Here is a 25273-nt window from a genome sequence, read left to right as displayed (position 1 = left end):
TCCTTTTAGACGCTTAGGCTCATATTCTTCATAATTTTCTTGCCTGTTTCATAGTTGCTCTGAATCAGGCTTGAGTTTGTATCGTTAAGCGATCCAATAAATTCCATCTGCTCGCTGTTTGATTTCACGCTCTCCTTCATCATTCTGCTGAGCAGTTCCATCAGGGCTTCAATTTGCTTCATAATGCTCTCAATTTCGGCCATGGCCACCTGAAGCTGAGCAGTGACAATATCCCCTGCCCCTTTGGCAGTGGCTGACGTAAGCATCGCCAGTTCAGTCGCAACATGCCCATAGCGAGCGATATTTTGTGCACTGGTATTTTGGGTTATTTTACTCATTGAGTTTCGTACGCTCTGGCTGGCGTTCTTCAGCATTTGTGGCATGGTACTGGTGATTTTGGACACAACAGACTTCAGGTTAAGCATCAGACCCTGCACCATATTTTGGGCGAACTTTTCAAACAGTTTCTTACCGGCACTTTTTGCCACATAGGCCACAGCAATCACCAGGGCGATAGTCAGCACCATTGAGATAGCCGTACGCACGCTATCCGGTAGCAGATTGCCAAAAATTTTATCAACGGCCGTGGCGATCAGGTTCATTAACGGGGTGAACACGTGATCCATAAGAGGCTGCATCGCTTTGCCAATAAGCGACTCCCCGGTAACAGCCTTATAAATTTCATCACCAACGAGCATCGTCAGGCCAATGGCCATGATAACGGCCCCTGCACCGCCAAACACCATAGTCAGTGCGCCAATGGCGGTCGCCAGCGCCCCAAAGATTTTAGAAATGCAGTTGCTCATTTTCTGAGACTCTTCGGCTTTTCTCATTTTTTCCAGAAACTCGGCATTCTTTTCGTCCATGGTATTGACATGGTTTTCTGACATCTGCCGATTAATCTCATTCATCGCTTCAAGTTTTCTTACGTTGGCTTCCTGCAGTGCCTTAATGAGCGAGTTGATACGTTCAGAAATACGTTGAATTAAGCTCATTGATTCCTGCGTGGCGCTGTTAATTTCTTTTACGTTATGGATCACTGAGCCTGAGGCATTAGTCGAACCGTCACGGAATTGCTGCAGTTTCTGTTCATATTGGTTTTTGAGGCTATCCAGCTGTTCCGTCAGGACCATGACTTTAGACTCAAGCTGGGTTGATTGAGACTTCATAGTGTTAATTTCGGTCCCAAGATTTTCTGCGCGGGCCGCAAGCGCCAAATATTCTGCATCATCCGCAGGGACGCCATTTTGCGCCATCTGTTCCATTTTCTTAAGGATTTCAGTGCGTTCGCTATTTTTACTGGCCAATGTGTCGATTAACTGGCTCAGCAGCTCACTGGTATTACCCAGCTCGGAATCGGTACCATCAAACTGTGTTTTAATGTCTTCAAGCACCTTACGGTACTCTTCACTTAATGCTGAGTTATGTGCGGCAAGCGCATTCATCCTCTCAAGCAAACTTCCGATGCCGGCATCTGCCGTTTCAGTACGAAACTTACTGAAGTTCAACTGACTGATTAGAATGCGTGCTGCAGTGGACAATGGCTTATCGCCCGAGGTGGTCTGACGTAATTCAGGCATGTTAGCCAGTTCAGAAAACTCCTCATCTTCCAGGGAGCTGATGCTGGCAGCAATAATACTGCTTGCCCGCTGGTCATACTCCTTTGGGCGTACCAGTCGATCTGTGGTAACATTTTCGGCCGGGATTTTTGTCTGGAAATAATTTTGTGAAATCTTGGTGGCTGTATTAATACTGGTTGTCATCAAACGTCTCCTTCATGTTTTTTTTTCAACTTATTCAGGCGTCGCAGCAGGTGTATTTTTATCTTCCCTGCCTTTATTTTTGTTCGCCTTAATGGTTTCGAGATAAATTTTTGCTTTATTCCTGAGTTTTTCATCTGAGCAGTTATGAATGACTAGCTCAAAACATTGCAATGCTTTACCAATAAAACCCATCAGGAGGTTACACTGGCCGCTGTAAAATACCGGACGGTAGTCCTCTTTTCCCAAAACGTAAGCGACGGAATACAGGTCACAGGCTTTTTGATAATTCTTTTTAAGCTGATGAACTGCACCAAGCCCTGTATAGTAATCGCTATTATTCAGGTCAAACATACAAAGTGATTTGAATAGCTCTTCGGCTTCGTCGAGTTTCCCCTGCTGATAAAAATGGTAGGCGTGAGCATAAACCTCTTCCATTGTTTCATCAGCGACATTCTCAATCTCCCGTAACGTTACGCCCTCCTGTATATAATCCATAAGCATGGATACCAGTTGAGCCATTTTATCATCATGAGCATTTTCATCATTGAATAACATAATTTACCTCTTATAATCCTCATGACAGGTTGAATTAAACCATGTCCGGGACTGTTTTTCTCACAAAGAACGCTCATCAGATTTCTGATCGTTAGCATTCCCTTCTTCGCTTTGTTTCAGAGCCTGTTCGTCTGTTGGTTTGTTCTGATCAGCTTCTGCCGTCAGCCAGTTAACTTCTACCGCTTCGAGCCAGACAAGCAAATCCATTACCCTGATAAAGTATTCCATGCTGATAAAGGAATATTTTCTATGCGTATGAAAAATTGCGCGAGCCAGTGAAATATCTTCGACTACAGGTACACCTATCTTCATTGCGTAACGTTTCACTGCCTGTGCTCGCCCATCTTTTTCCATGACGGAGATGAAGGGAACAATACAGACATCCATATCGATATAAATTCCCACGGCTATGTGCGTTGGGTTAGCAATTATTACCTTAGATTTTCTGACATTTTCTTTAACTTCATCATTTAATATCTCGTTGTGGAGCTCTTTACGTTTCGATTTTATTTCAGGATTACCATCCGATTCTTTACGCTCCTTTTTCACCTCTTCCTTGTCCATCTTTAGCTCTTTAAGGTAAAGCAGCATTTCGCATAAGCAGTCGAAAAGAATAATGATGAAAATGCAGGCGAGGAAAAGCATTAGCAGAGACTGTAAAAGTTGGCTCCATACCGCATATTCATAGACGGGATGAGCATGAATCAGGCTTATAATTGTGCCGTGATGCTTATCCCAGAATAGCAGCGTAGCCACTGAGAACGAGATAAGGTAAAGAAGTGCCTTGATGAGTTCTTTTACCGTGCGCAAATTAAAAATTTTTTTGATTCCCTTGACTGGATTCAGTGAATCAAATTTAAGTTTTAACGCTTTAGTGGCAAGCTGTGCGCCTGTCTGTATGATACCAGGTACCACCGTTGCTATAATCCCCATGGCAAGCACCGGTGCCAGGATTTTCAAGCCATACAATAAGCAGCTAATTGCATATTCATGCGGAGCAATATTATATTGGTGGGCAATGATGTTTGTGAAGATGAGTTGAAGGTCATTGAGTGAAACGGCGTTAACAATGACGGGAATAACCAGCAGTAATAAACAGGATGTAATCAGATCTTTGCTCTTAAATGTTTGTCCGTCTTTTGCCGCATCCCTTTTCTTTTTTGTTGTGGCTTTTTCTGTTTTGTTACCAGCCATAGATTATGTGTCCATCACAATGAGCATCAGAGTCCGTGAAGTACAGGAAGCTGCAGCTTCAAAACTTCGTCGGGTAAAATTGGTGAGAAGTAGACCAGCAGGACAAGGAACCCCACTAAACTTTTGATCGTCAACGCTATTGAAAAAGGGTTCAGCTGCGGGGTATATCGGGCCAGCAGGCCAAGCAGTAATTCCGTAACCAAAAAAATGGTTACTACCGGGCTGGCGAATCGAAAAGATTCAGCCGTAAGCCGGCCAAGCAGGAACATGACCTCGGTGAGGTCCGGTAAGGAGAAGGATAATGGGGTAAACAGCTGATAGCTCTGGTGTAGCATAGCAATAAAGATGTTCATTCCGCCTGCCTGCAAGATGAGGGCCACCGCAGTCATCTGGAAAAAGTTAGCGAGTTCCGAAGTATCAAGCCCGCTAAGAGGACTTAGCGTACTGCTGATGGTCGCGCCACGCTGGTTATCGATAAGGCTGCCTGTTGCATGCATTACCCAGAACGGGAAACAGAGAAAAAGAGCAATGACCCCGCCAATAACAGCCTCCTTACAGAGCAAACCAGCCATAGTAGAGATGCTGAGCACCGCAATCGCGTTTTGTCCTTCTAAAGGCCCGAGCGCAATGGCCATCAAAAACACCAGTGGAAATTTGAATACACCGGTCACCACCGAGTTGCTCAAAAAGGGGAGCATTAAAAAAGACGGTAATATTCTGACGGATGCCAACAAAGTGCCCATCATCCAGTTATAGATATCCAGAGAAAGTACTGTCATAGCCGATTATTTTTTGAGCGCAAAATGGAAGATTTCACGGGTATAAGATACCAGGGTTTCCCCTATCCAGCCCGATATCAGAAACAGGCAGATACACACCCCCAATAACTTGATACCAAAGGGCAGCGTCTGCTCCTGTAGCTGCGTCACCGTCTGAAACAGACCGACCAGCAGGCCAATCGTTGTCGCCACCGTAACAGGCAGCGCGGTTAAAATCAGGATCAACCAGATTGCTTTGTTGGCTGCAAAGATGATTTCGTTCAAGGGTAGTCCTCTATAGGGGTATCGAGAGGTATTGTTCAATTAATCCTTTGGAAACCAGCGTCCAGCCGTCTAACACTACAAACAGCAGCAATTTAATCGGGACAGAGATGGTTACCGGACTCATCATCATCATGCCAAGCGTCAGAAGGATACTAGAGACCAGTAAGTCAATGACCACAAACGGCAGATAGATATAGAAGCCGATGCGGAAGGCCTCTTTGATTTCCGTCAGGGCATAGGCCGGAAGCAGCGAAAACAATGATGGCGTGCGGGCTTCATCTTCGGCGTCGTGATCCTCATCGGGTTCACGCCCCTGCGCTTTTTCGAAATAGCTCACTAATGATTTATCGGCATATTTGTTGAGGTAGTCACGATAGCCGCTGAAGCCATCATTTATATAGGTCTCTATCGATTCTGCCGTGGTGAAATTGCCCTCATGTGACTGCATATAGTTATATCCCTGCTTTACCACCGGCATCATAACGAACACGGATACGATAAAAGCGATGCTGTTAAGGGTCAGATTAGACGGGGTCTGCTGTAACCCGATAGCATTGCGGATCATGACGAATACAATGGAAAATTTTATATAGCAGGTTCCACTGGCAATCAGGAAAGGCGCCAGAGAAGCCAGCGCCAGTACTGATATGAGGGAAATATCATTTTCCATCAACGGCATCCCGATTCAGTTCCAGTATTTCAACCGCTATTCTGCCGTTGAGGTCAACCAGTTCCCCCTTGCCGATAATAACGCCATTGGCTTTGATCAACACACCGGATTCCGCATTATTAACCGGTAAGATGTCATGCTCGCTCCAGTGCGCAAGGTTGCCAAACGTCATTATTTTTTCGTGGATCACAAACTCAAGCCTCACCGGAATCTGGGCAATATTGACGGCTGTGGCATTAGGGTCTGACACACTTTGCTCATGCATATCAAGCTCGGTTGCGGGATGTTCATACAGTTCGTCAATCACTACATATTCCTCCTGGTATCGATACTGGCCGAGACGATAACCGCCCGTTTTCAGTACATTTAAATATTTTTCAATGAGCAGCACATCGCCGGGGTTCACCCTGCGCAGATATCGCCATTCAATCTTACTTTCCCCAATAACCAGCGACACGGGCAAGGGGATAAATAACGGCGTATAGCGGTGACATTGACCCTTTATCTGCCTAATGAACGTGTCGCTTATTTCGGTTATCCAGACTGGACCCCATTCAGTATCCAGACTAAGCATGGCGGTGTAGTTATGCAGCGGGCTGTGCACCACCTCATTGCAGACGTACAGCTTCTCCTGCAGAGGTGTGCCGCTAAAAATATCCAGAGTGCTGTTGGAATATTGAAAAAGATGGCGAATATCGTCGGCGCTGAGATAGCCGTCAGCGAAACTACTCAATTCTTTCATCTCGTGGTAACACCAGGCGCGCAGATCGATCAATACCTGAGCGCCACTCGCGGTTTGCGCCCTGCTTAACACCGTCATTGCTGGAGGGTGACTTTCAGAGACCGGGTAGCCCATACTGTTTAAATGGTGTTTCAACTGGTATAGCCGGTGTCGCGCTTGATCAAGATGGCGCAAAGGTAAGCCTTTCATGCGTCCTCATCCTCAACGATATCTTGCCGGGAGTGCTGACGCTGTTGGTGCTGTTCCCCTTGTTCATCGCGCATAAGCAACGTAGGCGCATCAGGCATCACAAGTGAAGCGGAGAGGCGCTGGCTGACCAGCGGATCGGAGGGCACGATCACTGCAGGCAACGTACCGGTTTGCTGCATCGATATTTTTACCGAATGTATTGTGCCTTCACCCCAACGACGGAAAGTAAAGTTCATACGCGTTTCACCCGCCTCAACAGTCCCATGCCTATCAGTAATTTGCTGATAGGCATGGGTAATTTTGTCACTCATTGCTTTTACAGGCCGAAGGTGTCGGGAATCTGCCAGTCCTGCTATACGCTTGTCACCGTTGCTGCTGAGGTTTTGCAGTAGTGACGTCAGCGAGGTGGGCGACTTCTCCTCGCCCTTGACTAAGAAAGCTTTTCCTTCATCTTCACCCGTTTTTCCCAGTCCTGATACCCCCCGGTTGGTGGTATCAGCGGCATTTTCTGCCATCGGCGATGTTCCGTACAACGCGGCTGTATTCTGCTGAGCATCGGACGTGCTCATCGCTGATGTTGGCGTAACATTCGTTAACATCGGCACCCGGCTACTATTGATGCGGGCATCACCCTCTGCTTTTTTCTGCACTGACATGGGGGGAGACACTGTGTCATTTTCGGCAGGCTGGCGGCGTGCCTGACTGGAGCCGACAGGCATGCTGGTCTTCATCAGCGCTGCTTTGCGGTTTGTTGGGTTCAGGATTGACTTTTCCGCAAGGCCGGCTGCCAGCGTGAAATCGGAAGCCACGCTTTCTGGTATCCCTGCCGTTATCGGTAGCATGGCTAACTGAGCGAGATACGTGTCAATATTGAGTTCTTCACTGGCCCGCTTGTGGTTGCGATCGCGCCAAAATGTATCGTTTGCAAATTCGTCACCGTTAAGGACTGCGGCAGACATTATTTTGATATTTGTTTCCAATTCGTTAGCTCCTCGGTTTCCTCGTCTGCCTGGTTCAATTCCTGTGAAAGGCGGTCTTTTTTACTTTTGCTGAGGCGCTGCCTGAATTTATCGAGCCGTCGATCGAGCACACTTTTTTCTTTTATTACCTGCTGCAGCTCCTCAATCAATTGTTGACGGCGCAGTAGCAGGGTTTGCAGCGTCATATCAAACGTCCCAAGCTTGCGGCGCACCGTTGCCGATCGAGCCCGGACTTCGAGTATATCGACCAGCTGCATCTCGCCAGCCAGAGCAAAGGAGCGCAGGTGTGCACGAAGCGTCGTAATGATATTTTGCGTCTCATCAATTTTTTGTTCTGTAGTTTCTCTCTCCTGGCGTAGCATGCGGGCCGTGTGATCAAGCGTTGCTCCCCGCTGATCCAGTCGACGGATAATGAGTCTGATATCAGGAAACGATGGCATGCATATACTCCAGCGTGGTGTCCAGCGTGGTCTTATCGTAGAGCTCCTGACAGAGAAGCTGATTAATCTGTTGTCCACAGGTAAAGACTGCGTCATTAACGGGATCCTGGCCTGGCACATACTCGCCAAAATCGATCAACACCTGCAGCTCTTCTGCTTTTGCAAGGGTCTGTCGCAAACAACCGGCAACCGCCAGATGTTCCTGGCCGATGACTCTGTTACAGACCCTGCTGATGCTCTTCAGGACATCAATGGCGGGGTAATGGTTTTTTGCCGCAAGTTTTCGGCTCAAAATGATATGACCATCCAGAATTTGAGCGGATCTCCTCTGCAATGGGGTCTGATTCATCGTCGCCTTCATACAGAATGGTGAAAAAGGCCGTGATGCTACCGGAGGTGGTCAGGCCCGGGCGCTCCAGAAGCGCGGGTAGACGTTCAAATACGGAAGCCGGATAACCGCGGCGTGCCGGCGGTTCACCGGCCAGTAATGCCACATCGCGTAGTGCCCGTGCATAACGCGTGACAGAATCAAGGAAAAACACGACATCCAGCCCCTGATCGCGAAAATATTCCGCAACGGTCATGGCCACCAGTGCCGCATTACTGCGGTCGAGGGCTGAAAAATCGGACGTGGCATAAACAATGATGCATTTATCGCGCTGTTCACTGTTTTTTACCTCTTCGACAAATTCAGTGACCTCGCGTCCGCGCTCTCCGATTAAAGCGATGACGAAGATATCGGCATCGGCATTATTGATAATCATCTGCATCAGGGTTGTTTTTCCGCATCCTGCTGAGGCGAAAATTCCCATTCGCTGCCCTTTGCCACAGGTGATCAAACCATCAATGGCACGCACGCCAGTGATAAAAGGATCGGAAATGCCGACGCGCTCATCGTAACGTGGGGGCGGAGCATTTATCTGGCGCTGTTCATCGGGGTAGGTATCAGCCGCATAACTGCCGATTTTTTCGGCAACTTTGCCACTCGGATTGAGTACGCTGCCGGCTAATGAAGCAGAAAGCGACAGCATAAAGGGACGCCCGGTGGGGCTGATAACCATATTACGGGACAGTCCCTCAACAGAACCGATCAGGCTCATCAAGGTTGTGTTTCCTTTAAACCCCAGTACCTGTGCACGCGCAAGGACGGTCTGATCCTGCCAGTTCGGATAGATTTCACAGAGCTCGCCAATTTTAACCTTCGTTAACGGTGCTTCAATCAATGGGCCGTTAACATTAAGCGGGTGTGCCTGATAGCGAATGAACGGGTGCAACATCAGCGAATAACCTGTAAATATTGTTTGAGGCGGGTATAAAAATCTTCCATGGCATCCCCAAAATCATTGGTATTAAGAACATCTTCCTTGATCAGGCAGCGTAAAACGGTGGAGCGATCGTCTTCGCAAAGATAGAGATAATTGGTCGCTGAAAAGGCGGACGGTTCCAGCAACAATTCTATAATTTGCCCGGCCCGCTGTGAGAGCGTATACGGGTTATGTTCACAGAGCTGACTCCAGAGGATAATCTGGTCATCCACCTTTGAAATCAGTACTGGCGTAGTGTCATTGAACTCAAGTTGAATAGTGCTGTGTGCATCAAAGGAGTGAGTCAGTTCATCCGGGCACCCTTTGGCCAGTAATGCTTCACGTACAAGAACTTGCAAATCCATAGTCAATTACCCTTCCATATTTATGGTTGTGATTACTTCAACATCTACGCTGTCAGTGATTTCACCGAATGACAGGACTTCCAGATTGCGAAATTTATCGCCAAGAAATCGCTTCACAAACCGGCGAACATCAATGGAGGTTAAAACCACGTAATCTTTCTGTGACATGTAGATTTTTGAAGTCGAGACCTCAAAGCAGTCCATTAATCTCTCTGCTTCATCAGGCTCTAAATTCAGGAAGGCGCCACCAGAGGTATTGCGTGTGGCTTTACGAAAAATCTCTTCAATGCCTGACGAAAGAAGCACCACGCGCACGGTATTTCCACTGGCGAACTTATGTGTGATATAACGGCTGAGAGTGCCACGGACATGCTCAACCAGTGTGATGACATCTTTTTCGCGCGGCGACCAGTGAGCGATGGATTCTGCAATTAATCGGGCATTTCGCACCGAAATGCGTTCACTGAGCAAGCGCTGAAAAATTTCAGCGACGCGCTGTACAGTAATATTACGCGTCACTTCTTTAATTAGATCCGGGTAATCTTTTTCCAGTTTATCAAGGTGCGATTTTGTTTCCTGAATACCAAAATATTCATTCACATTGCGTACCAACGTAGGGGCAATGCAATAATAAAGTTCATCAACCGGCGTACGGGTAAAGAAGCCAAGTTCGCGTAATGTCTTGCGGTTTGAAGAATCAGTCCAGAGAACATTATTATGGTTAATGCAATCAATGCCCAACTGTTCGATTTCTTCATTGCCGTTAATAATGGCGACCTTGTCGAAGAATAAGGTGTACTCATCGGCCCGAATTTCGTTGATAAGCATGACGACCTTGTTATCCTCGATTGCCTCTCCCACCGTCAGGTGCATATCGGGCAGGTGAATACCATAATCGACAAAAAATTCACTTCTGAAACGCTCAATGGCGTTCAATCTTTTGAGGTATTCATAGGCTGTTCGGCTGACGCGTAAAATCAGCGGGACGGTTACCGGCGTGACGTTATTAAGATCTGGGATTAACCCCAGCGCCGTATCGGCATCGTTATTCGCATGCAGCTCATTTTCACGTTGCAGGGAGGAAGACACGGCATCGGAAGAAGCCGCCTCTTCAGTTTTCTGCTTCCTCGTTTTTAACCAATGAGAACAAGAACAGTCCGCCGGGAAGTAGCGACAAAAGGAAGAAGATAAATAAAGGGAATCCGGGCAAGCTACCAATGCAGAGGGCCAGGAAAGTGGCAATGATCAGAACCGTAGGTTTGGTTAGCAGCTGATCGACAATAGTGACGCCCATATTATTGCCTTCACCACTGACGCGGGTGACAATAAAACCGGCACTAATGGCAATCAGCAGCGAAGGGATCTGCGCAACCAACCCGTCCCCGATGGTCAGCATGGTATATGTTGAGAGCGCCGTTGACATATCCATGCCATGCTGGCTGATCCCCACGCTGATGCCGCCAATAAAGTTAATGAAAATAACCAGGATACCAGCAATGGCATCACCCTTGATAAATTTCATCGCGCCATCGAATGAGCCGTACAACTGGCTCTCTTTTTCAAGCACGGTGCGTTTATCTGAGGCGTCCTGCGCCTCAATATTTCCTGCCCGCAGGTCCGCATCAATACTCATCTGCTTACCGGGCATGCCATCCAGGGAAAAACGCGCCGCGACTTCAGCGACGCGCTCTGCCCCTTTTGTGATCACCAGGAACTGAACAATGGTCACGATGGCAAAAATCACGAATCCAACGACAAGGTTATCGCCGATAACAAACTGACCAAAGGTGGCGATAATTTCACCGGCATCAGCATCATTAAGGATAAGTCGGCTAGTGCTGATAGAAAGTGATAACCTGAATAAGGTTGTTATCAAAAGTACGGCAGGAAATGAGGAAAAGTTGAGGATCCGCTCAATATAGAAAGATGAGAGGAAAACCAGCGCAGACAGAATAATATTCAGGCCGATAAGAAAATCTACCAAATATGTTGGCAGAGGTATAACGAGCATAGTGATGATAATAAAAACAAGCAGAAGGATAAATAATTCCGGGTGCTGCCTGATTTTGCTTAAAAAATGGTTGATCAAAATACCTCCACTATACCCCTGATCTAATGGCTTGATGAATTCTCCCTGTTACGCCCTTCGCTAAGGATTTCCAGGAAATAGGTCATCAACTCCTCCCGGCTATCGTTGTCTGTAAATATTTCAATGGGACACAATCTACAATAACGATATAACGTTTGGATGAATTCGACTTTTTTAGTGGGGCTGGCCGCAGTGAATGCTACACCGCCCGTTTCTTTCAGTGATGTAAAAAGGCTCTCTGGATTCCGTAAAATGCAAAAGAAGAAATAGAGCCATTCATCTTCGCTATTATTAAATGAACTGAGTAATTTGTTACGTTTTATCTTCTGAATAAAGATGAAATCAGATGAACGGATATTTTTTATTTGTGTGAGGTGCCCCCGCAGATAGCCAAACTCTGATAAAGAGCAGCTGGGGTCATTCGCATCTATATCGGTAACCAGTGCATTTTCCATAAAATCGGTGATGATAACGCGCTTCCTTGCACCATAATCCGCTACCCAGTCCTCATAATTGTCCAGAGCGGTCCCCTCACCCCGCAGAAATTTCCGATAGGTGTCGCGCAGGCGCCCTGGACTGGTATCCATTTTTTTACCAAATATTCGCGCTTTAAGGGCAATATTCAGACCGGCGCGCATCGAGCGGACTTTTTCATTGTCCTCGTCTTCCAATGTTTCCAGCGATTCTTCCAGTAACTTAAGTTCTGATTTACTTAACGTACTGTTACGCAGTAACCCCCTCAATGCGGCATAAAGGTCGCTGGGATCGGCAAACAGTGTACGGGCGTATTCCAGTAACTGTTTAACCGAGAGCACTTTTTCGTTTCTCAATACCCCAATAAGGTTTTGCAATTTTTGCGGCGATTCTTCGTCGAGTATGTAGTCGAGCGCTGAGTCAGATATGATTTCATCACGCTTTTCTGTCAGTCGACGAAACCGTACCCACGCTAATGCTGACATTTCATCCAGTGAGTCGAGAATTTTTTGTGCGGTAACGACAATGCCTTCGTTGTCGTCTGCGCCATCAGAGGCCGAGGTCTGTGCTGCCGGGTCGTCGGATACTTTCTGTTTTGCTTCCTGCTCTTCAGTTTTTTTTTGAATGACGGCCTGAGGGAGAGGTGCTGCTCGCCCGCTTGAAATAGGCGATGTCACCGTGAACCATCCAGAAAATTATTCATCCAGTCCTGCAATCCTTCGGCACTGACATCTCTACGGACAGAGGTCAGGGTGGCTGTAGCATCCAGCGTGGTGGCACTGTCAATTTCTCTCGGCTGGATCAGAAAGACACGTACCATATTGGACGCACGGTTCTGGTGATAGCTGAATATCCGCCCCACCCAGGGGATATCTTTCAGAACCGGTATGCCGCTTTCTTGCTGCTTGTTTTCATTACGCGTATACCCGCCGATGAGCAAACTTTTACCATGAGGAACCCTGGCGATTGTGCTGATGTTTGTGCGGCCAACCTCAGGCAGGACGGCGTCATCGGTATTGGCACGCACTTCATTCCCATCCTCCACGCTTAGCATCATTTCGATTTCGTTATTACCGGTAAAGCGCGGTAACACATTCAGTGACGTTCCGTATGTGACGTGTTCGAGGCTCGTTGTACGTTCGCCCACGAGGCGGGTGTAGAACGTTCGATTGTTATCGAATAAAGCCGGTACATTTTCCTGAGTCAGGAGCATGGGGCGTGACACGATATTAGCTTTATCTTTTTGCGCCAGAGCCATGACGGAAGCCATAAAGCTCGCGCCATCAACGGTGCTGGATAAACCACCGTTCAGCGAGACAATACCTTGGGTGCCAATTGAGAGCTGGCCTTTCCAGTTCACACCGAGCTGCTCTAATTCCTCTTTCTGTAGGTCGATAATCCACACAGACATCTCAATATGGCGTTTCTTAATATCCAGCAATGAAACCAGTTTACGGATATTGCTGACCTGCTCCTGGTCTCCCCTCACCAGCAAACTGTTACTGCCGGGATTCGAAACCACAGTCAGCGCAGTATTATCATTTCCCCGTGCATGAATACGTATATTTTCAAGCAATGGTGCAGGTACTGAATGTCTCTGCTCCACCAACTCCGCAGTGCTCGTCTCCTGAGCCGTGGCATCGTTCAGGGCCGGGGCTGGGATGGTTTGCTGATTTTTCTCCTCGCCCTCTTTAATCAAACCATTAATAATCGAAGCCATCCCTGGAATGGTAAGTGCCTGTCCACGGTAAGCATACTGGCGATCCTCTGCAAAAGTGTTATAGAGGGGGATGACATTTAGCCCCGCACCGGATCGGTTCGAAGCATCAAGCTTATCCAGATAGCTGGCGGTTTCTTTAATCAGTGAGATATAAACCGGGGGTCCTGATACATAAAATGTCTGATTAATGTCGTCCCCGCGAATGGGATAGCGTGAATCGGACAAAGAAGAGGATTCCAGGAAGCGTTTCACTGACGCTACCGGGATGTTTTCCAGCTTTATGATAGCGTTTTTCTGTTCACTGGCATCGTAGACGTAGACGCTTTGTCCATCGTCATACCAAATCAGACTCATCTTTTGCGCCACTTTGATCAGAACGTCGCGCGGATTTGACAGATCAAAATTGCCGCTGATGCGCTTCTTCGATGCCAGATTACTGACGATGACCGGTTTATTGAGACTGACTGAAAGCGCCTCGAAGAAAATGCGCATGTTTTCCTTTTCGGCAACAAAACCGGATTTTTCCATCCCCTCTGGCTCTGCTGCAATGGTGGGTACAGCTAACAAAGAAGACATACACAAAAAGAGAGCTTTAACTTTTAACCAGTTATTCATTTTTTAAATCACTATCGATGACGCTTTTAAGCGCTTTAGGAGAAAAACCAAAAGTGTTTTTTACATCGTTTGAGAAATGAGAAAGCGAAGCGTAGCCATGTTTGAGGGCTATTTCAGTTATACTCAGATTATCATCGACCAACTCCAGCACCGCTGCCACGAGGCGCCAGTTGCACAGTTCGACTTTCGTGGTATTGCCTAACGCCATTTTTGCCAGACGTCGAAAGTGTGAAACCGACAGTCCATAGCGTTTACCCAGATCGCGTAGTGAAGCCTCATCGGCTGCATGTGACAGTAAATAATTCACCACCCAATACCATTCTGTCTCACGTAGAATAGATATAATTCTAATCATATCAGGTGTTTGCCTAAGCGTTTGACTGATTAGCCAGTATTCAAATATTCTATGGCTGGGTTCACCTTTATAGTGATAGTGTGCAAAACCATAGTGTGCTTTTCCACCGGCTTTAACCGGCACTGCCTTATTTCGGTCGATAAAAGCCTGAAGCTTAACCAGCGTGGTGAATACCGATGGCATAATAGCAATCTGCCCATGGCAAACGGTTAACCGGCGGGCATTGATTCCCAGAATGCCGCTGTCTGCTGGATGCAGCAGCAGCGTTTCAGATCCTGAGTTATGTTCAATAACGATTTTTGCCCCTTTCACTTCATCGGGTATGACCCACCAGATCTGTGGTGAGCTGAAATAGTGCGCTTCATTTTCCGATAATGTGAAAGGCCCAGCTTGAGTGCTCATCTCCATTTCATGGGTCTCATCATGTCTAATCGAATTCAACTTTCCTGCTGAAATAAACTTTTTTGACTTTATCAGCATATTTTTTACGTAAGCTGCTGCGTGAGGATGATAAACCGGCGTTATACGCACCGACTGCTTCCCAGTTATAACCATACTTGCCAATCATCTCGTTAAGAATATAAGCGCCAACCATTAATGAAACGCATGGGTCGTTTTGTAACAACTGCTTACTAACACCCAGTTTTTTTAATCGTGGCAAATGCATACTGTTAATCTGCATCAGACCAATATCGGTTGTGCCATTCTTATTGGTATTACGGGCTGTAGGATCAAGGTTTGATTCAACCATTGCGATGGCTTTCAGCAAGCGTGTTTCAATACCATAAGTGTGGGACGCCAGTTTCCAGCAAGTTGCGTGACTGGTGGTTGCGATTAGCATCAGAATCACACCCATAATAACTTTTTTCATTGCCGCACTGGTGCTCCTGTAATACATACGGTAGGGTAGTTTAACGGTGAAACGCATCAAAAACATGATGAGATTTGATTAAAAACGTTTAAGAAAAATCATATTTGTCATCTTTGCTGTTAGTAACACGTCAGCACGTGCGCTATGTCATAAAAAATAAGGAGAGATGACTATGATTATTAGGCAGTTATAGGATCAACAGAAATCACTGACTATGACACCCCTCTTAAAATGTTATTTATACGCGGGAGGTTTTACTTCACCATCTATCAGAGTTAATAATGTGTTGTATATATCATTTACGACACATATCGTGTATTGAGGAAAAATGTATCTGATAGCCGGTAGTATCTATTTTGACCCTATCACCGGAAAACTGAGTAAAGGTGATAAAGAACTTTATTTAGGTCATAACGCTAAAGAGTGCCTGATGCTGTTGATTACTAATAAGGGCATGATCATCTCTAAAGAAGAGATAATTTCTCAGGTATGGAATTCAAAAGGAGTTGTTGTCTCCGACAATGCCCTGCGTCAGACTATGTATACCATCAGGAAGTCACTGAAGTATCTTTCCAGAGAGCATGAAATCATCACAACTATTCCCAGAAAGGGATATCGCATTGAACTGGTCAGACAGTTAACTGAAAGTGAGGCTGTGCGATTTCACCAAGCTGAAGCGTCGCGGCTTTCGGTGAATGATAAAACGTCGTATAAACAATGGGCTACTAAAGCCGGGCCTGCTTTAAGGATACTGACGGTGGTCGCCGGCATATCAGCGGCTTTTAATCTCTTTTATCTGCCGTTCTCTCAAGAGAATGTTAATCAAAACGCGGCTTCCGAGAAAATTGTGGCACGGGAAACTCAATCCGCCCCGCCTTTTAAAAATAATATGCTGGAGGGAGCGCCGGGCGGACTGATCTCAGATGAAGAAACATTGGTTGACACCGTTTCTGACAAGCAGTTCCAGCCGGTCAACAAAAAAAGTTAGCTCCTGGCGGGTACGCTTTGCCGAATTAATTTAACCTTTCAGGCCCTCTAAACGACCTCGCCTGGGGCCGTTAAGCGACAAGGCTATCAGCCAATTATGCTGTTCAGGGGGAGATTCTGACCAATGAATTCAGACAGGTTATGAGATAAAAACTGTCGCAGTAGCCTTCTGTTTCTAATTAACCATAAGGACTGTTTTCAACCATCTATTAAGAGGATGTACTGCTTTAATCATGGCCTGACAGTTTCTGTTATTTTTAATGCTTTCCGGGGGCGGCAGGAGGCGCTTCTACGGCGTTATATTCTACAGGCTCAGAGCAAGCTAGTTGTATGATCACCTATGAAATCACCAACGCGAAGCTGAGGTCTGGGTTAGACTGAAAGAGGGCATAATGAATTTGTGCCATTATACGCCTTCTTTTCACGCTTAAAGGAGCGTAATACCGGCGGTCAATTTTAATCATTTGCAACTTAAAAACCCTCATTTTCATGATAAAAACATCGTGAGTAAATTATAACGGCAGAATGACAAATCGCATTAATTCCGGGTTGGAAAAATCGGCCTGTAAGGCGTTATCATGAAATATAAGTTGTGATGATTTGGTCATTATCATGTTTGGTGATACTTATGATGACTAATTTTCAGGAGCCAGAGTAATGCCTCTTTTTTATATTGTCAGCCAAGATAAGTATTTCATAAAGGGACTTGAAGAAAAAATAAAGTTAACCGTAAATGGCGCTTCATTTGTACACCACTATGCAAATGACTGGGAGCATCTGGAGAAAATAGTGAGGCTTGACGACCCGGCGGTGATTATTTACCAGCTCAGACGTCATACGCCTCTGAATGGATTTTTTTTTCAAATCAGGAGAATCAAAAGAAGATTGCGTGCAGTCAGGCAGCTCGTCATTACTGACGAGATGATAACATCATATCAAACGCTAGGCGAAAACATACCAGGCTGCTATGTGATGGATTATAAACATGCCAATTTATCAACGGTAAGTCAGCTTTTGCAGGCGTGCCTGGAACCGAAATTATCTTTTACGCCTAAACAGCCCGCCTTATCTTATATACAGCACAGGGTATTGAATGCATTGGCCATCGGCATGAGCGCGAAAAAGATTGCCGCCTATTACGGACTGAGCCCTAAAACAATTTATACGCATAAATACAACAGCTTAAATACGCTGGGTATTAATAACAACTATGAGTACTATCGGATGCTTACCTTATACCGCGATGCCTTCAGGGACTAATGTTACTGAACAGCGTAAAAATAAAGTCTTATTTAGCATGAAGGATGCGGTCATGTCCTGTCATCCATGAGAGAAAGATTAATGCAAGCACTGTGCGTGCTACAGATGATCAAACCATGTCGATATTATATCTAAGTCTTTTTAAGTCAGGTTAAGTCTTGTTCACTACCCAAATAAAGCAGCGCTGTGCTGAAATAAGCTCAGCATAGATTACGGAACTTTGTGTATGAAAAGCGTTTTTCTTTTTGTCGTACTGACGCTCGCTGCAGCGCTGTTTTGGTGCTCCTCTGAACTCTCAGCTGAAGTTGAGAAACTTGACGCGCCTGTTGCCGGCATGGCAGATATTACAGAGGTCTTTTCATTTCATTGTCCCCACTGCAGGGCATTTTCGCAAAGGGCTAAGGTCTCATCGGCTCTTGCTCAGCTAGCGAGGGTTAATGACATCAGCTACGAAAAGTACCATGTTGACTGGGGCGATTCCGGTAAAGCCCTCAGTGAAGCCTGGGCAGTGGCCGTTACACTGCACCTCCAGGAGGAAATCAGCGAGGCGTTATTTACCGCCGTGCAGGACAGTAAGTCAATAAAAACGCAGAATGATATTTATACGCTATTCAGTAATTTTCAGGTATCGCGAGAAAAGTATACAGAAACACTTAATCACCCGGATACGCAGTCATTCCTGGACAGACAGAGCCGTGCGATTAAGGCGCTTAACGTGACGTCTGTTCCCGCTGTTTATATCGCTGGAATGCTAAAAATAAACAACGGTATCATTGGGAAAGACAGTGGACCCGAGGCGGATTATGTGAGGGAATATATTGAGGTTGTATCTAAACTGTTAAAAATAGGCTTGACGTAAAATATAGCAGAATAATTAAAATTGTCGTTTATTTTATCATATCCCCCGCTTAGGAAGATGATGTGATGATATTTATCAGCAGCCATGGTATTAATAATTTATGTCCAGTAAATCTCTCCAGAATGAAAATACGTGCCGGTATATTATTAAATTTATTAATACACATCTTGAAGGCTGTGAATATCCAATCACAACAAATGAATTAAAGTGTATTATTGGAAAACCCGATTCCATTTTTACTGAGCAGGAACTGGGAGAGGATGTGCTGCTCATCCCTGATGAAAAAATTACAGCCGAATTTTATCTTGATTTCATCAATAAATGTATTGTTGTACATCATGATAATGAGAAAGAATATTACAAGGAACTTGATTTTAATACCGTGATAACATGCGGCGACGTTTTTTTTGCGGTGAAATCAATTACTGAAGAGAGCTGGAGTGACGAGGTGCTTGGTTTCTCGTTTTCCCAGCCTGCCACACAGGCAATGTCAGAAAAAGATGCGGATAACGTAAATGTTGAGCCAGCTAAATCACAACTTTCAACGCCCTTTTCCTCGTCTCGCATTGTGATTGCTCTGTTTCTTAGCCTGATTTTTTTAGGCGGTGGGCTGTTTATTTATCAGCTGGCAGCCGAGCGACAGAATGCGCAGCTTCTGGATTTCATTGGAGGAAACCGATCTGATTATCGTATTTTTAACGGTAACGATAACAAACAGTACGTTATTGCGCGGTCAAGTCATGCCAGAGTTTGGGCAGAACGTTCACTGCTTGCGTCTGGACGATTCAGCACCGTGACATTGTTATCAGAGCCTGAGGAGTCTGAAAAGACAGCGTCCTATTTAGGCACATATTTTCAGGATATTAAATTTCATTTAATTCGTTTCGAAGATCCCTTAAATCCTGAAATCGTCCTCAGTCGGGAACGCAATCAAATCAATGAAGATATGAAGAAAAATGTCATTGCAGCATTAAAAAAACGCATGCCATGGATAGTGAGCGTTCGCTTTTCTTCGCTCAGTGACAACATTGTAGAAAATGCTGCCACAACGGGGCTGAAAAAGCTTGGCCTCTCGTATAAGCCGCACCGTTCAAATAATGCCTTAACCTTTATCTTTCGTGGCGAAGTAAACGATGCAGAACTGAATAAGCTAAAGAATTTTATCCGTGAGTTTGACCAACAATGGCAGGGCCATTTTGTCAGATTTAACATCCAGCTTGAGAATAATTTTCTGGCGGGTAAATCTTATCAGTATGGGCCAGAGGGTTACATTAAAATAAATAGCCGACACTGGTTTTTTGCTGAGCCACAGAGCAAGGCTTTAAACCTTGAATGAAATAAAAAATGAGGTCGGATATTAATTATTACATTATCAGGGAGGGCTTGTTCAGTGAGTTGCGCTGAGAAAAATTGCTTTCATGATGGTATTGATACCATGCTGACATAAGGAGGAGAATAACTGAAGTGTGATCTGATAGTTGAATGGCAGCGTTTGTTATCCTACTGCCCTTTAAATTGGGTGTGAATCACTCTGTGTTTTTTATTAATCTCGTTATTTGACACAACAATATTGTATTAAAGGTTTTTTAATTATTTCTCGAAACTTATAAGGCTATTTACCATGAATGAACCACGATCTATTAATGGCTGGGATGGGTTTTTGACCCATCAATCGAATCAGTTTACAGAAGGTGTTGAAGAATTAAATAAAAAACTGGAGGAAGCTTTAGTCCTACTCACAGCAGATCCTGGCAGCCCGGAGAAGCTGGCGCAATACCAGTCGTTGATGTCTGAATATACGCTTTACCGTAATGCGCAGAGCAACGTGACTAAGGCCTATAAGGATGTCGCCTCTTCAATTATCTCCAACTTCCGTTAATCTGGAAACTACGACCATGGATCTTTCTTTAAATACGCAGCTCGCGGTGAGCGCATTGAGCACCGAGCAGGATGATGCTTTACCGCTGGAGGAACTGATGCGTCATGCGGTATCCCATAACGCGGTTGAACTCTCTCAACAGAAAGCACTTGTACTTGAAATGGCAAACGATCCTGCGTATACGTCAAACCCAGAAATGTTGTCACGTATTCAGGAAGGGGTGTCGCAGTATAACCTGACCCTTTCATTATACTCAGCCCTGTCGCGTAAAGCGGTAAATGCTATTGATACGTTGCTCCGTGCCTGAAATGAACTTTTTAAAAGTCAGCGCCCTTATTTTCACCCTATTGTTAACCGGTTGCAGGGAAGAATCCCTGCTTACCGGGCTGGATCAAAATCAAGCCAATGAAGTGGTTTCACTTCTGCAAAAAAACAATATTGCAGCAGTTAAGAAAGATCTGGTCAAAGCCGGTTTTAGCGTAAGCGTAGCCAAAACGGATTTTGCTTCAGCTGTTGACCTGATTACGCTTTATGATTTGCCATCAGCAAAGCGCGTTGAAATTGCAGATATGTTTCCTGCGGATGCACTGATCTCCTCTCCACGAGCCGAGGTGGCGAGGATTTATTCTGCCATTGAACAACGTCTGGAACAGACTCTCAATCAAATCCAGGGCGTGGTATCAAGCCGGGTTCATGTCAGCTATGACATGAACAATACCGATGCAGAAAAAGCCAGCCAGCCGGTTCATATTTCCGCGTTACTGCGCGTCAGGGAAGTTGGCCCGGAGCAAGATGCCCTTATCGCCGATGCGAAACGCTTGCTGAAAAATAGTTTCAGCAAAGTAAGTTATGACGATGTCTCGGTAATTTTGTCACCTGTACCGGAATACCAGCAACAGGCACCGGTTCAGGCAACGGTTACTGGCGTTTCTCTGACGTTTTATCTCGCGCTGGGCTCCCTTTTCGTTGCTGTCGGACTGATTATCCTGATGGTTATGCGGAGCTTGCTTAAGGGCAGAGGGAAGAAGCAATGAGGGTTTCTTGTATTCAGCGGGTCACATGGGACCCGGTATCGTGGTGCCATCCCTCACGGTTGCCATCCAGTGTTAAAAGTACTGACGGCGTCAAAAGAAGCATGATGAATAAGTATTTTAATCTGCGTTTTGAGCTTACGCCTATTACACCGGAGATGGTCTCGTTGCCCTTTAATAGTTGGTTACTGCAAAACTGGTTTTATCTCCATGATGCTGGCTGGTATATGGCCTGCCAGCGCTACCGACGTTGCCTGTGTAATGAAGATCTGCTCAGTGATGGGATGAAACGGTTTAGCCGGTTAGACCTGGTTACGCCCGTTGTTTTTCCTCATGGATGGGTTAATAGGGAAACGTTAAATATGCTTGCTGCCAGAGAGGTGCTCTGTCTGGCTGATGAGCTTCCTGCGGCGATAAGTCAGCGGCTACCTCTACTGTTTAGGGAACAGGTCGGAACGCTGCCTGGCTCGTCGTCTTTCAATAAATCTTTTTTTATGATGGCCGTAAACCATGCACGAGGTTACCCACTTGACCTTTACGCCTGAACCGGTTGGCAATGTTCTTTATAGTCACCATTATCTCAAACGTTTAAGAAAAGCAACGACGCTGGAATCGCAGGCTAAAGAGGCCGCTCGTCGCATTATCCGAGATGCGAATAGCCAGGCAGACGTTCTGTTTGAGCGAGCGCAGCAGGACGGATTTCAGCAGGGGCTCCTGCTGTGGATGGACACGATAGCTGAACATATTACCATTGCGGATTATCAGCATCAGCTAATCACTGCCCGGTTACAGGAGCAACTGGCTGAACGCCTGCGCATTTTCTTCGATGAATCGCAGGTCATATTGCAGATTATAAAAAAATGGCTTGATGATAATGACATCTCAGCAGAGCATAAACTCATGGTTTCACTTCCGCAGAGCCGGAAGCATCTGGCACCTGTAATTACTACAGCGCTCAAAGAAAAAGCGGCGATTACGTCTGAAATTCTGTTCAATGAAGAAAAGGATATTCTGGTGAAATCGGGTAGTTATGTTCTGTCATTCCGTGCCGACCTGTTGATTGATAAATTAACCCGGGAAGTCGTTAATGGTTCAGCAGATCTACAAAATAAAGTAAAGCTCATGAATACTCACCTTCTCAGTAAAATGAAGGAAAAGCTGGAAATAATTGAAAAGGAGATGAAAGACAATGCATGTTAGTAATCAATCTGTAAAATCGAATATTTCGCACCAGGCTTCTGCTACCATGAGCCTTGAAGATATTTACAGGTCGAAAATCCCATCCATCCGGGATGACCGCGTGATACCCGATACTACGGACTCAGCGGAAAGGGATGGATCTAAAGAGTACCCCGCTCACTCACCTTATATGGTGAATTTTATTCGGCAATTTGCTGTATCTATAACACAAATGAATGAAGAGACATTGGGCAGCGACCGCTATGATGCTGACTGGTAATGATAAATACGTGAACTGGAAGGCGATTGTACTTTGCTTCACCACTATTATAGTGAGTGGTTGTGCCAAAAACACAGCTCCACCCTCCTCGCTACAAACGTCCTGCATGATGCCTGATGCTGCCACTGCAGCAGCCATGGCAGCAGAGGATCACTATCATTTAATGATGCAATGCTATAGCGCAGGTCAGCGCACTCAGGTAACAACACATTACGCGCTGGCGGGTGTCAAAACCTGGTTAAACGCGCATCGGCAGGGGGATCAGCACAGTCAGCAACAGCATCAGGAACTTTTGCAGCAAACCCTCCACAAGATTCCCCCTTCTGAGCGTAAAAAGCTCTGGACCGTTCTGCATAACGATCTTAGTAATCCAATAATAAAGCGCCGCATATGTGCTGAAGTCGAACAGACAGGTAAAATGAGCACCATTAATGATCAGGTTGCTCAATGGGACTGGCAAAATGCAATGGACGGCTATCTGCACTGTGGTGGAAGCATCACATTATAACCTCGCGAAATATCTTAATTTGATTATTCATTATAATTATATTGATGCCATTACTATGGCATCAATATTCCTCAATATTAATCTTAACTCCTGAACGCTTAGAGCTGCTGAATGTTGCGATGCCGCATATATGATATCGTTATTTCATGTAAGTTTTTGTCTGACAGATGTTATTGATAACGCTGCGGATACCCCAGAATACTCTGTAAGATGGAACCAGTGGCATGGAAATTTTTCAATTCGGTAATTTTACAATTCGTAATGCAAAGATACTCTATAGGGATGAGCAGGTCGTTCATATTCCCCCTAAAGAAATGGCGGTATTACAACTGCTGGTCTTGCGAGCTGGGGAGATCGTTCCGAAAGAGTTGCTCATTAAAGAGATTTGGTGTGGCGCACAAGTTTCTGATGAATCCCTTACTCGCTGTGTTTATGTGATAAGAAAAATATTGGGGGAAACACCTGATAACCGATACATCGATACGGTATACGGTAAAGGTTATCGTTTTATTAAGCCTGTTAGCACCAGTAATGCGTTGCATCTGAAAGAAACGACAGGCTGCGAAGGGATATCGCTGATTGCATTATTCCCCTTTGAGCTCACTGATAAAAAGCAAAGTCAGTCCATCTTTGACTATATCCTCAATCAGGATGAAATTCTCTCCGGGCTAATGTTGCGTTTCCTGCCAGCCGCGCTGACGGCATCTACGCATAATTTCGCTGAAAGCTTTAGCAATCTCAGGGCTAGCGGAGTGGCCTATTTTATAACCGGCGGTGAATTTCATGTCGGTAAAACCGCGATTGTACGTATCGAACTGACTGAAAGCCGAACACTACGCGTTCTGCAACGTCAAAGCGTAGTGATTGACAGCGATCCGGTCCTGAATCTTATCCGGTTTAGCCGGGCCGTTAGTACCCTGTTACAGGCGATATCGGCCATAAAGGAGCCCGCCCTCGCTGACGATGTTGTTATGGTCAAAAATCATGTGCCAGGGACGAGGTATGATCAAAATATCGCCACTCTCGAGTTCGAAAAGTACCGCCGGCGTCCCTTTGCTAACGGACTGATCGATTCTGACCAGATCATGGCATTGACAAATATGGCAGGTTGCTATTTTGCTCTTGGCATGCTGAAGGTTATACCGGAGAAAAAAGCTGACGAGATCATTTCAACCATCACCGAAAGGATCCTCGAGATCCAACCAGGAAATGTGCTGGCGATGTTCTTAAATTTTATTTCAACTAGTCAGACGGCAGAGCAGTCAGAAGCCGATTTCCATCTTGCCATGGTCATGTCTCCCCTCTCATCTGAGGTCTACTATTATTATGCTTGTCACCTGGTTACAAAACATGAGTATAGCAGGGCAGAAAAAGTTGTATCGATGGCGCTTGGTTTGAACCCTCATTTTTTTGCTGCACATATTCTCAAAATTACCAATTGTGCGCTTAGAGGGGACGATGAGAGCGCTATTAATGAGGCGCTGGAACTCACGGGTAAAAAGACAATGTTTGATGTTGTTGTCTATGCTTTTCTCGCTGTACTGTATCGCCGGGTAAATGACACTGCCGCTTCAGATGCGTGCCTTGAAAGCATCATGGCTTACCGTACCCGTAACCATCTCATTGACAGTATATTTACGTTTTTGCTGGATACGGGAAACCCTGTGGGTAAGAATTTACTGGCCCTGGGCAATGTTTCTGTCATCCCCGTCAGTGATATAGCAGGGGACTATTTCCTGTTTACTGATAACAGTCATTAACGCATACCCATCAAGGTCATAAATGATGTTGTGTGCGTCAACAAAATGTGAAATTCAGGATGAAACGGGAATGAGTCTTAACCAATAACGTGATAATGTATAAATATTATCATCTTTCGGCCTGAAATGATCCGGGTCAGTTACAGACCAGAAGATCAGGC

General features: G+C 45.6%; 25 protein-coding genes and 2 pseudogenes. 11 read left to right on the top strand and 16 right to left on the bottom strand.

The features are described from left to right. Positions 1-5 precede the first annotated feature (5 nt). The 16 genes and pseudogenes from sctE to Q3H59_RS20675 form a co-directional block, all read right to left on the bottom strand. Positions 6-1763 carry a type III secretion system translocon subunit SctE gene (sctE, locus tag Q3H59_RS20750; RefSeq protein ID WP_309836917.1) on the bottom strand — a complete coding sequence of 586 codons (1758 nt, stop codon included), beginning with the start codon at positions 1761-1763 and terminating at the stop codon, positions 6-8. 30 nt (positions 1764-1793) lie between these two features. Next, a complete protein-coding gene (gene sicA, locus Q3H59_RS20745; protein WP_309836915.1) occupies positions 1794-2318 on the bottom strand; it encodes a type III secretion system translocator chaperone SicA in 525 nt (174 codons plus the stop codon). Between the two features lie 60 nt (positions 2319-2378). Further along, positions 2379-3512, bottom strand: a complete 1134-nt coding sequence (locus tag Q3H59_RS20740; RefSeq protein WP_309836913.1) for an EscU/YscU/HrcU family type III secretion system export apparatus switch protein — start codon at positions 3510-3512, stop codon at positions 2379-2381. Between the two features lie 26 nt (positions 3513-3538). Beyond that, positions 3539-4291, bottom strand: a complete 753-nt coding sequence (gene sctT / locus Q3H59_RS20735; protein ID WP_309836912.1) for a type III secretion system export apparatus subunit SctT — start codon at positions 4289-4291, stop codon at positions 3539-3541. A gap of 6 nt (positions 4292-4297) precedes the next feature. Beyond that, positions 4298-4555, bottom strand: coding sequence for an EscS/YscS/HrcS family type III secretion system export apparatus protein (locus tag Q3H59_RS20730; RefSeq protein WP_309836911.1), 258 nt, complete (start codon positions 4553-4555; stop codon positions 4298-4300). 10 nt (positions 4556-4565) lie between these two features. Beyond that, positions 4566-5225: an EscR/YscR/HrcR family type III secretion system export apparatus protein gene (locus Q3H59_RS20725; RefSeq protein ID WP_309836909.1), complete on the bottom strand. Its 660-nt coding sequence runs from the start codon at positions 5223-5225 to the stop codon at positions 4566-4568. Beyond that, the gene (locus tag Q3H59_RS20720; protein WP_309836908.1) at positions 5215-6156 is read right to left on the bottom strand and encodes a FliM/FliN family flagellar motor switch protein; all 942 of its coding nucleotides are present in this window, start codon (positions 6154-6156) and stop codon (positions 5215-5217) included. The genes Q3H59_RS20725 and Q3H59_RS20720 overlap by 11 nt, the downstream gene beginning before the upstream one ends. Further along, entirely contained in the window at positions 6153-7136 is a 984-nt protein-coding gene (locus Q3H59_RS20715) for a hypothetical protein (protein ID WP_309836906.1), read from the bottom strand. Before Q3H59_RS20715 ends, Q3H59_RS20720 begins: the two co-directional genes overlap by 4 nt. Then, positions 7115-7576 (bottom strand): hypothetical protein, encoded by a 462-nt coding sequence (locus Q3H59_RS20710; protein WP_309836904.1) that lies wholly within the window; start codon positions 7574-7576, stop codon positions 7115-7117. The genes Q3H59_RS20715 and Q3H59_RS20710 overlap by 22 nt, the downstream gene beginning before the upstream one ends. Continuing rightward, positions 7560-8853, bottom strand: a pseudogene (gene sctN, locus Q3H59_RS20705) (type III secretion system ATPase SctN). Before sctN ends, Q3H59_RS20710 begins: the two are co-directional and overlap by 17 nt. Continuing rightward, positions 8853-9245 carry a hypothetical protein gene (locus tag Q3H59_RS20700; protein WP_309836903.1) on the bottom strand — a complete coding sequence of 131 codons (393 nt, stop codon included), beginning with the start codon at positions 9243-9245 and terminating at the stop codon, positions 8853-8855. Before Q3H59_RS20700 ends, sctN begins: the two are co-directional and overlap by 1 nt. 6 nt (positions 9246-9251) lie before the next feature. After that, positions 9252-11334 (bottom strand): annotated as a pseudogene (locus tag Q3H59_RS20695) (EscV/YscV/HrcV family type III secretion system export apparatus protein). A gap of 23 nt (positions 11335-11357) precedes the next feature. Next, entirely contained in the window at positions 11358-12485 is a 1128-nt protein-coding gene (gene sctW / locus Q3H59_RS20690) for a type III secretion system gatekeeper subunit SctW (protein WP_309836901.1), read from the bottom strand. Beyond that, positions 12482-14143 (bottom strand): type III secretion system outer membrane ring subunit SctC, encoded by a 1662-nt coding sequence (sctC, locus tag Q3H59_RS20685; protein ID WP_309836899.1) that lies wholly within the window; start codon positions 14141-14143, stop codon positions 12482-12484. The genes sctW and sctC overlap by 4 nt, the downstream gene beginning before the upstream one ends. Further along, on the bottom strand, positions 14136-14900 hold the full coding sequence (locus Q3H59_RS20680; RefSeq protein ID WP_309836897.1) for a helix-turn-helix domain-containing protein: 765 nt from the start codon (positions 14898-14900) through the stop codon (positions 14136-14138). Before Q3H59_RS20680 ends, sctC begins: the two co-directional genes overlap by 8 nt. A gap of 25 nt (positions 14901-14925) precedes the next feature. Beyond that, entirely contained in the window at positions 14926-15369 is a 444-nt protein-coding gene (locus Q3H59_RS20675; protein WP_309836896.1) for a lytic transglycosylase domain-containing protein, read from the bottom strand. Between the two features lie 328 nt (positions 15370-15697). On the opposite strand from Q3H59_RS20675, the gene Q3H59_RS20670 reads away from it, so the two are divergent. The 11 genes from Q3H59_RS20670 (at position 15698) to Q3H59_RS20620 (ending at position 25112) form a co-directional block, all read left to right on the top strand. After that, a complete protein-coding gene (locus tag Q3H59_RS20670; RefSeq protein WP_309836894.1) occupies positions 15698-16357 on the top strand; it encodes a winged helix-turn-helix domain-containing protein in 660 nt (219 codons plus the stop codon). Between the two features lie 656 nt (positions 16358-17013). After that, a complete protein-coding gene (locus tag Q3H59_RS20665) occupies positions 17014-17616 on the top strand; it encodes a LuxR C-terminal-related transcriptional regulator (RefSeq protein WP_309836892.1) in 603 nt (200 codons plus the stop codon). Between the two features lie 226 nt (positions 17617-17842). Beyond that, positions 17843-18475, top strand: a complete 633-nt coding sequence (locus Q3H59_RS20660) for a DsbA family protein (RefSeq protein ID WP_309836890.1) — start codon at positions 17843-17845, stop codon at positions 18473-18475. A gap of 100 nt (positions 18476-18575) precedes the next feature. After that, positions 18576-19811 (top strand): PrgH/EprH family type III secretion apparatus protein, encoded by a 1236-nt coding sequence (locus Q3H59_RS20655; protein ID WP_309836888.1) that lies wholly within the window; start codon positions 18576-18578, stop codon positions 19809-19811. 285 nt (positions 19812-20096) lie between these two features. Beyond that, a complete protein-coding gene (gene sctF / locus Q3H59_RS20650) occupies positions 20097-20354 on the top strand; it encodes a type III secretion system needle filament subunit SctF (RefSeq protein ID WP_309836886.1) in 258 nt (85 codons plus the stop codon). Between the two features lie 16 nt (positions 20355-20370). Then, positions 20371-20661 carry a type III secretion system inner rod subunit SctI gene (gene sctI / locus Q3H59_RS20645; RefSeq protein WP_309836884.1) on the top strand — a complete coding sequence of 97 codons (291 nt, stop codon included), beginning with the start codon at positions 20371-20373 and terminating at the stop codon, positions 20659-20661. 1 nt (position 20662) lies between these two features. Further along, positions 20663-21388, top strand: coding sequence for a type III secretion system inner membrane ring lipoprotein SctJ (sctJ, locus tag Q3H59_RS20640; protein WP_309836883.1), 726 nt, complete (start codon positions 20663-20665; stop codon positions 21386-21388). Continuing rightward, positions 21385-21930 carry a hypothetical protein gene (locus Q3H59_RS20635; RefSeq protein ID WP_309836881.1) on the top strand — a complete coding sequence of 182 codons (546 nt, stop codon included), beginning with the start codon at positions 21385-21387 and terminating at the stop codon, positions 21928-21930. Before sctJ ends, Q3H59_RS20635 begins: the two co-directional genes overlap by 4 nt. Beyond that, positions 21914-22585, top strand: a complete 672-nt coding sequence (locus Q3H59_RS20630) for a hypothetical protein (RefSeq protein ID WP_309836879.1) — start codon at positions 21914-21916, stop codon at positions 22583-22585. Before Q3H59_RS20635 ends, Q3H59_RS20630 begins: the two co-directional genes overlap by 17 nt. A 242-nt stretch (positions 22586-22827) precedes the next feature. Further along, entirely contained in the window at positions 22828-23352 is a 525-nt protein-coding gene (locus Q3H59_RS20625; RefSeq protein ID WP_309836877.1) for a hypothetical protein, read from the top strand. Between the two features lie 224 nt (positions 23353-23576). Further along, a complete protein-coding gene (locus Q3H59_RS20620; protein ID WP_309836869.1) occupies positions 23577-25112 on the top strand; it encodes a winged helix-turn-helix domain-containing protein in 1536 nt (511 codons plus the stop codon). Positions 25113-25273 lie beyond the last annotated feature (161 nt).

It is taken from the genome of Pantoea sp. SORGH_AS_0659 (assembly GCF_031453915.1).
In the GTDB taxonomy this organism is placed as follows: domain Bacteria; phylum Pseudomonadota; class Gammaproteobacteria; order Enterobacterales; family Enterobacteriaceae; genus Pantoea; species Pantoea leporis.
This window is presented reverse-complemented; position numbering and strand designations above follow the sequence as displayed.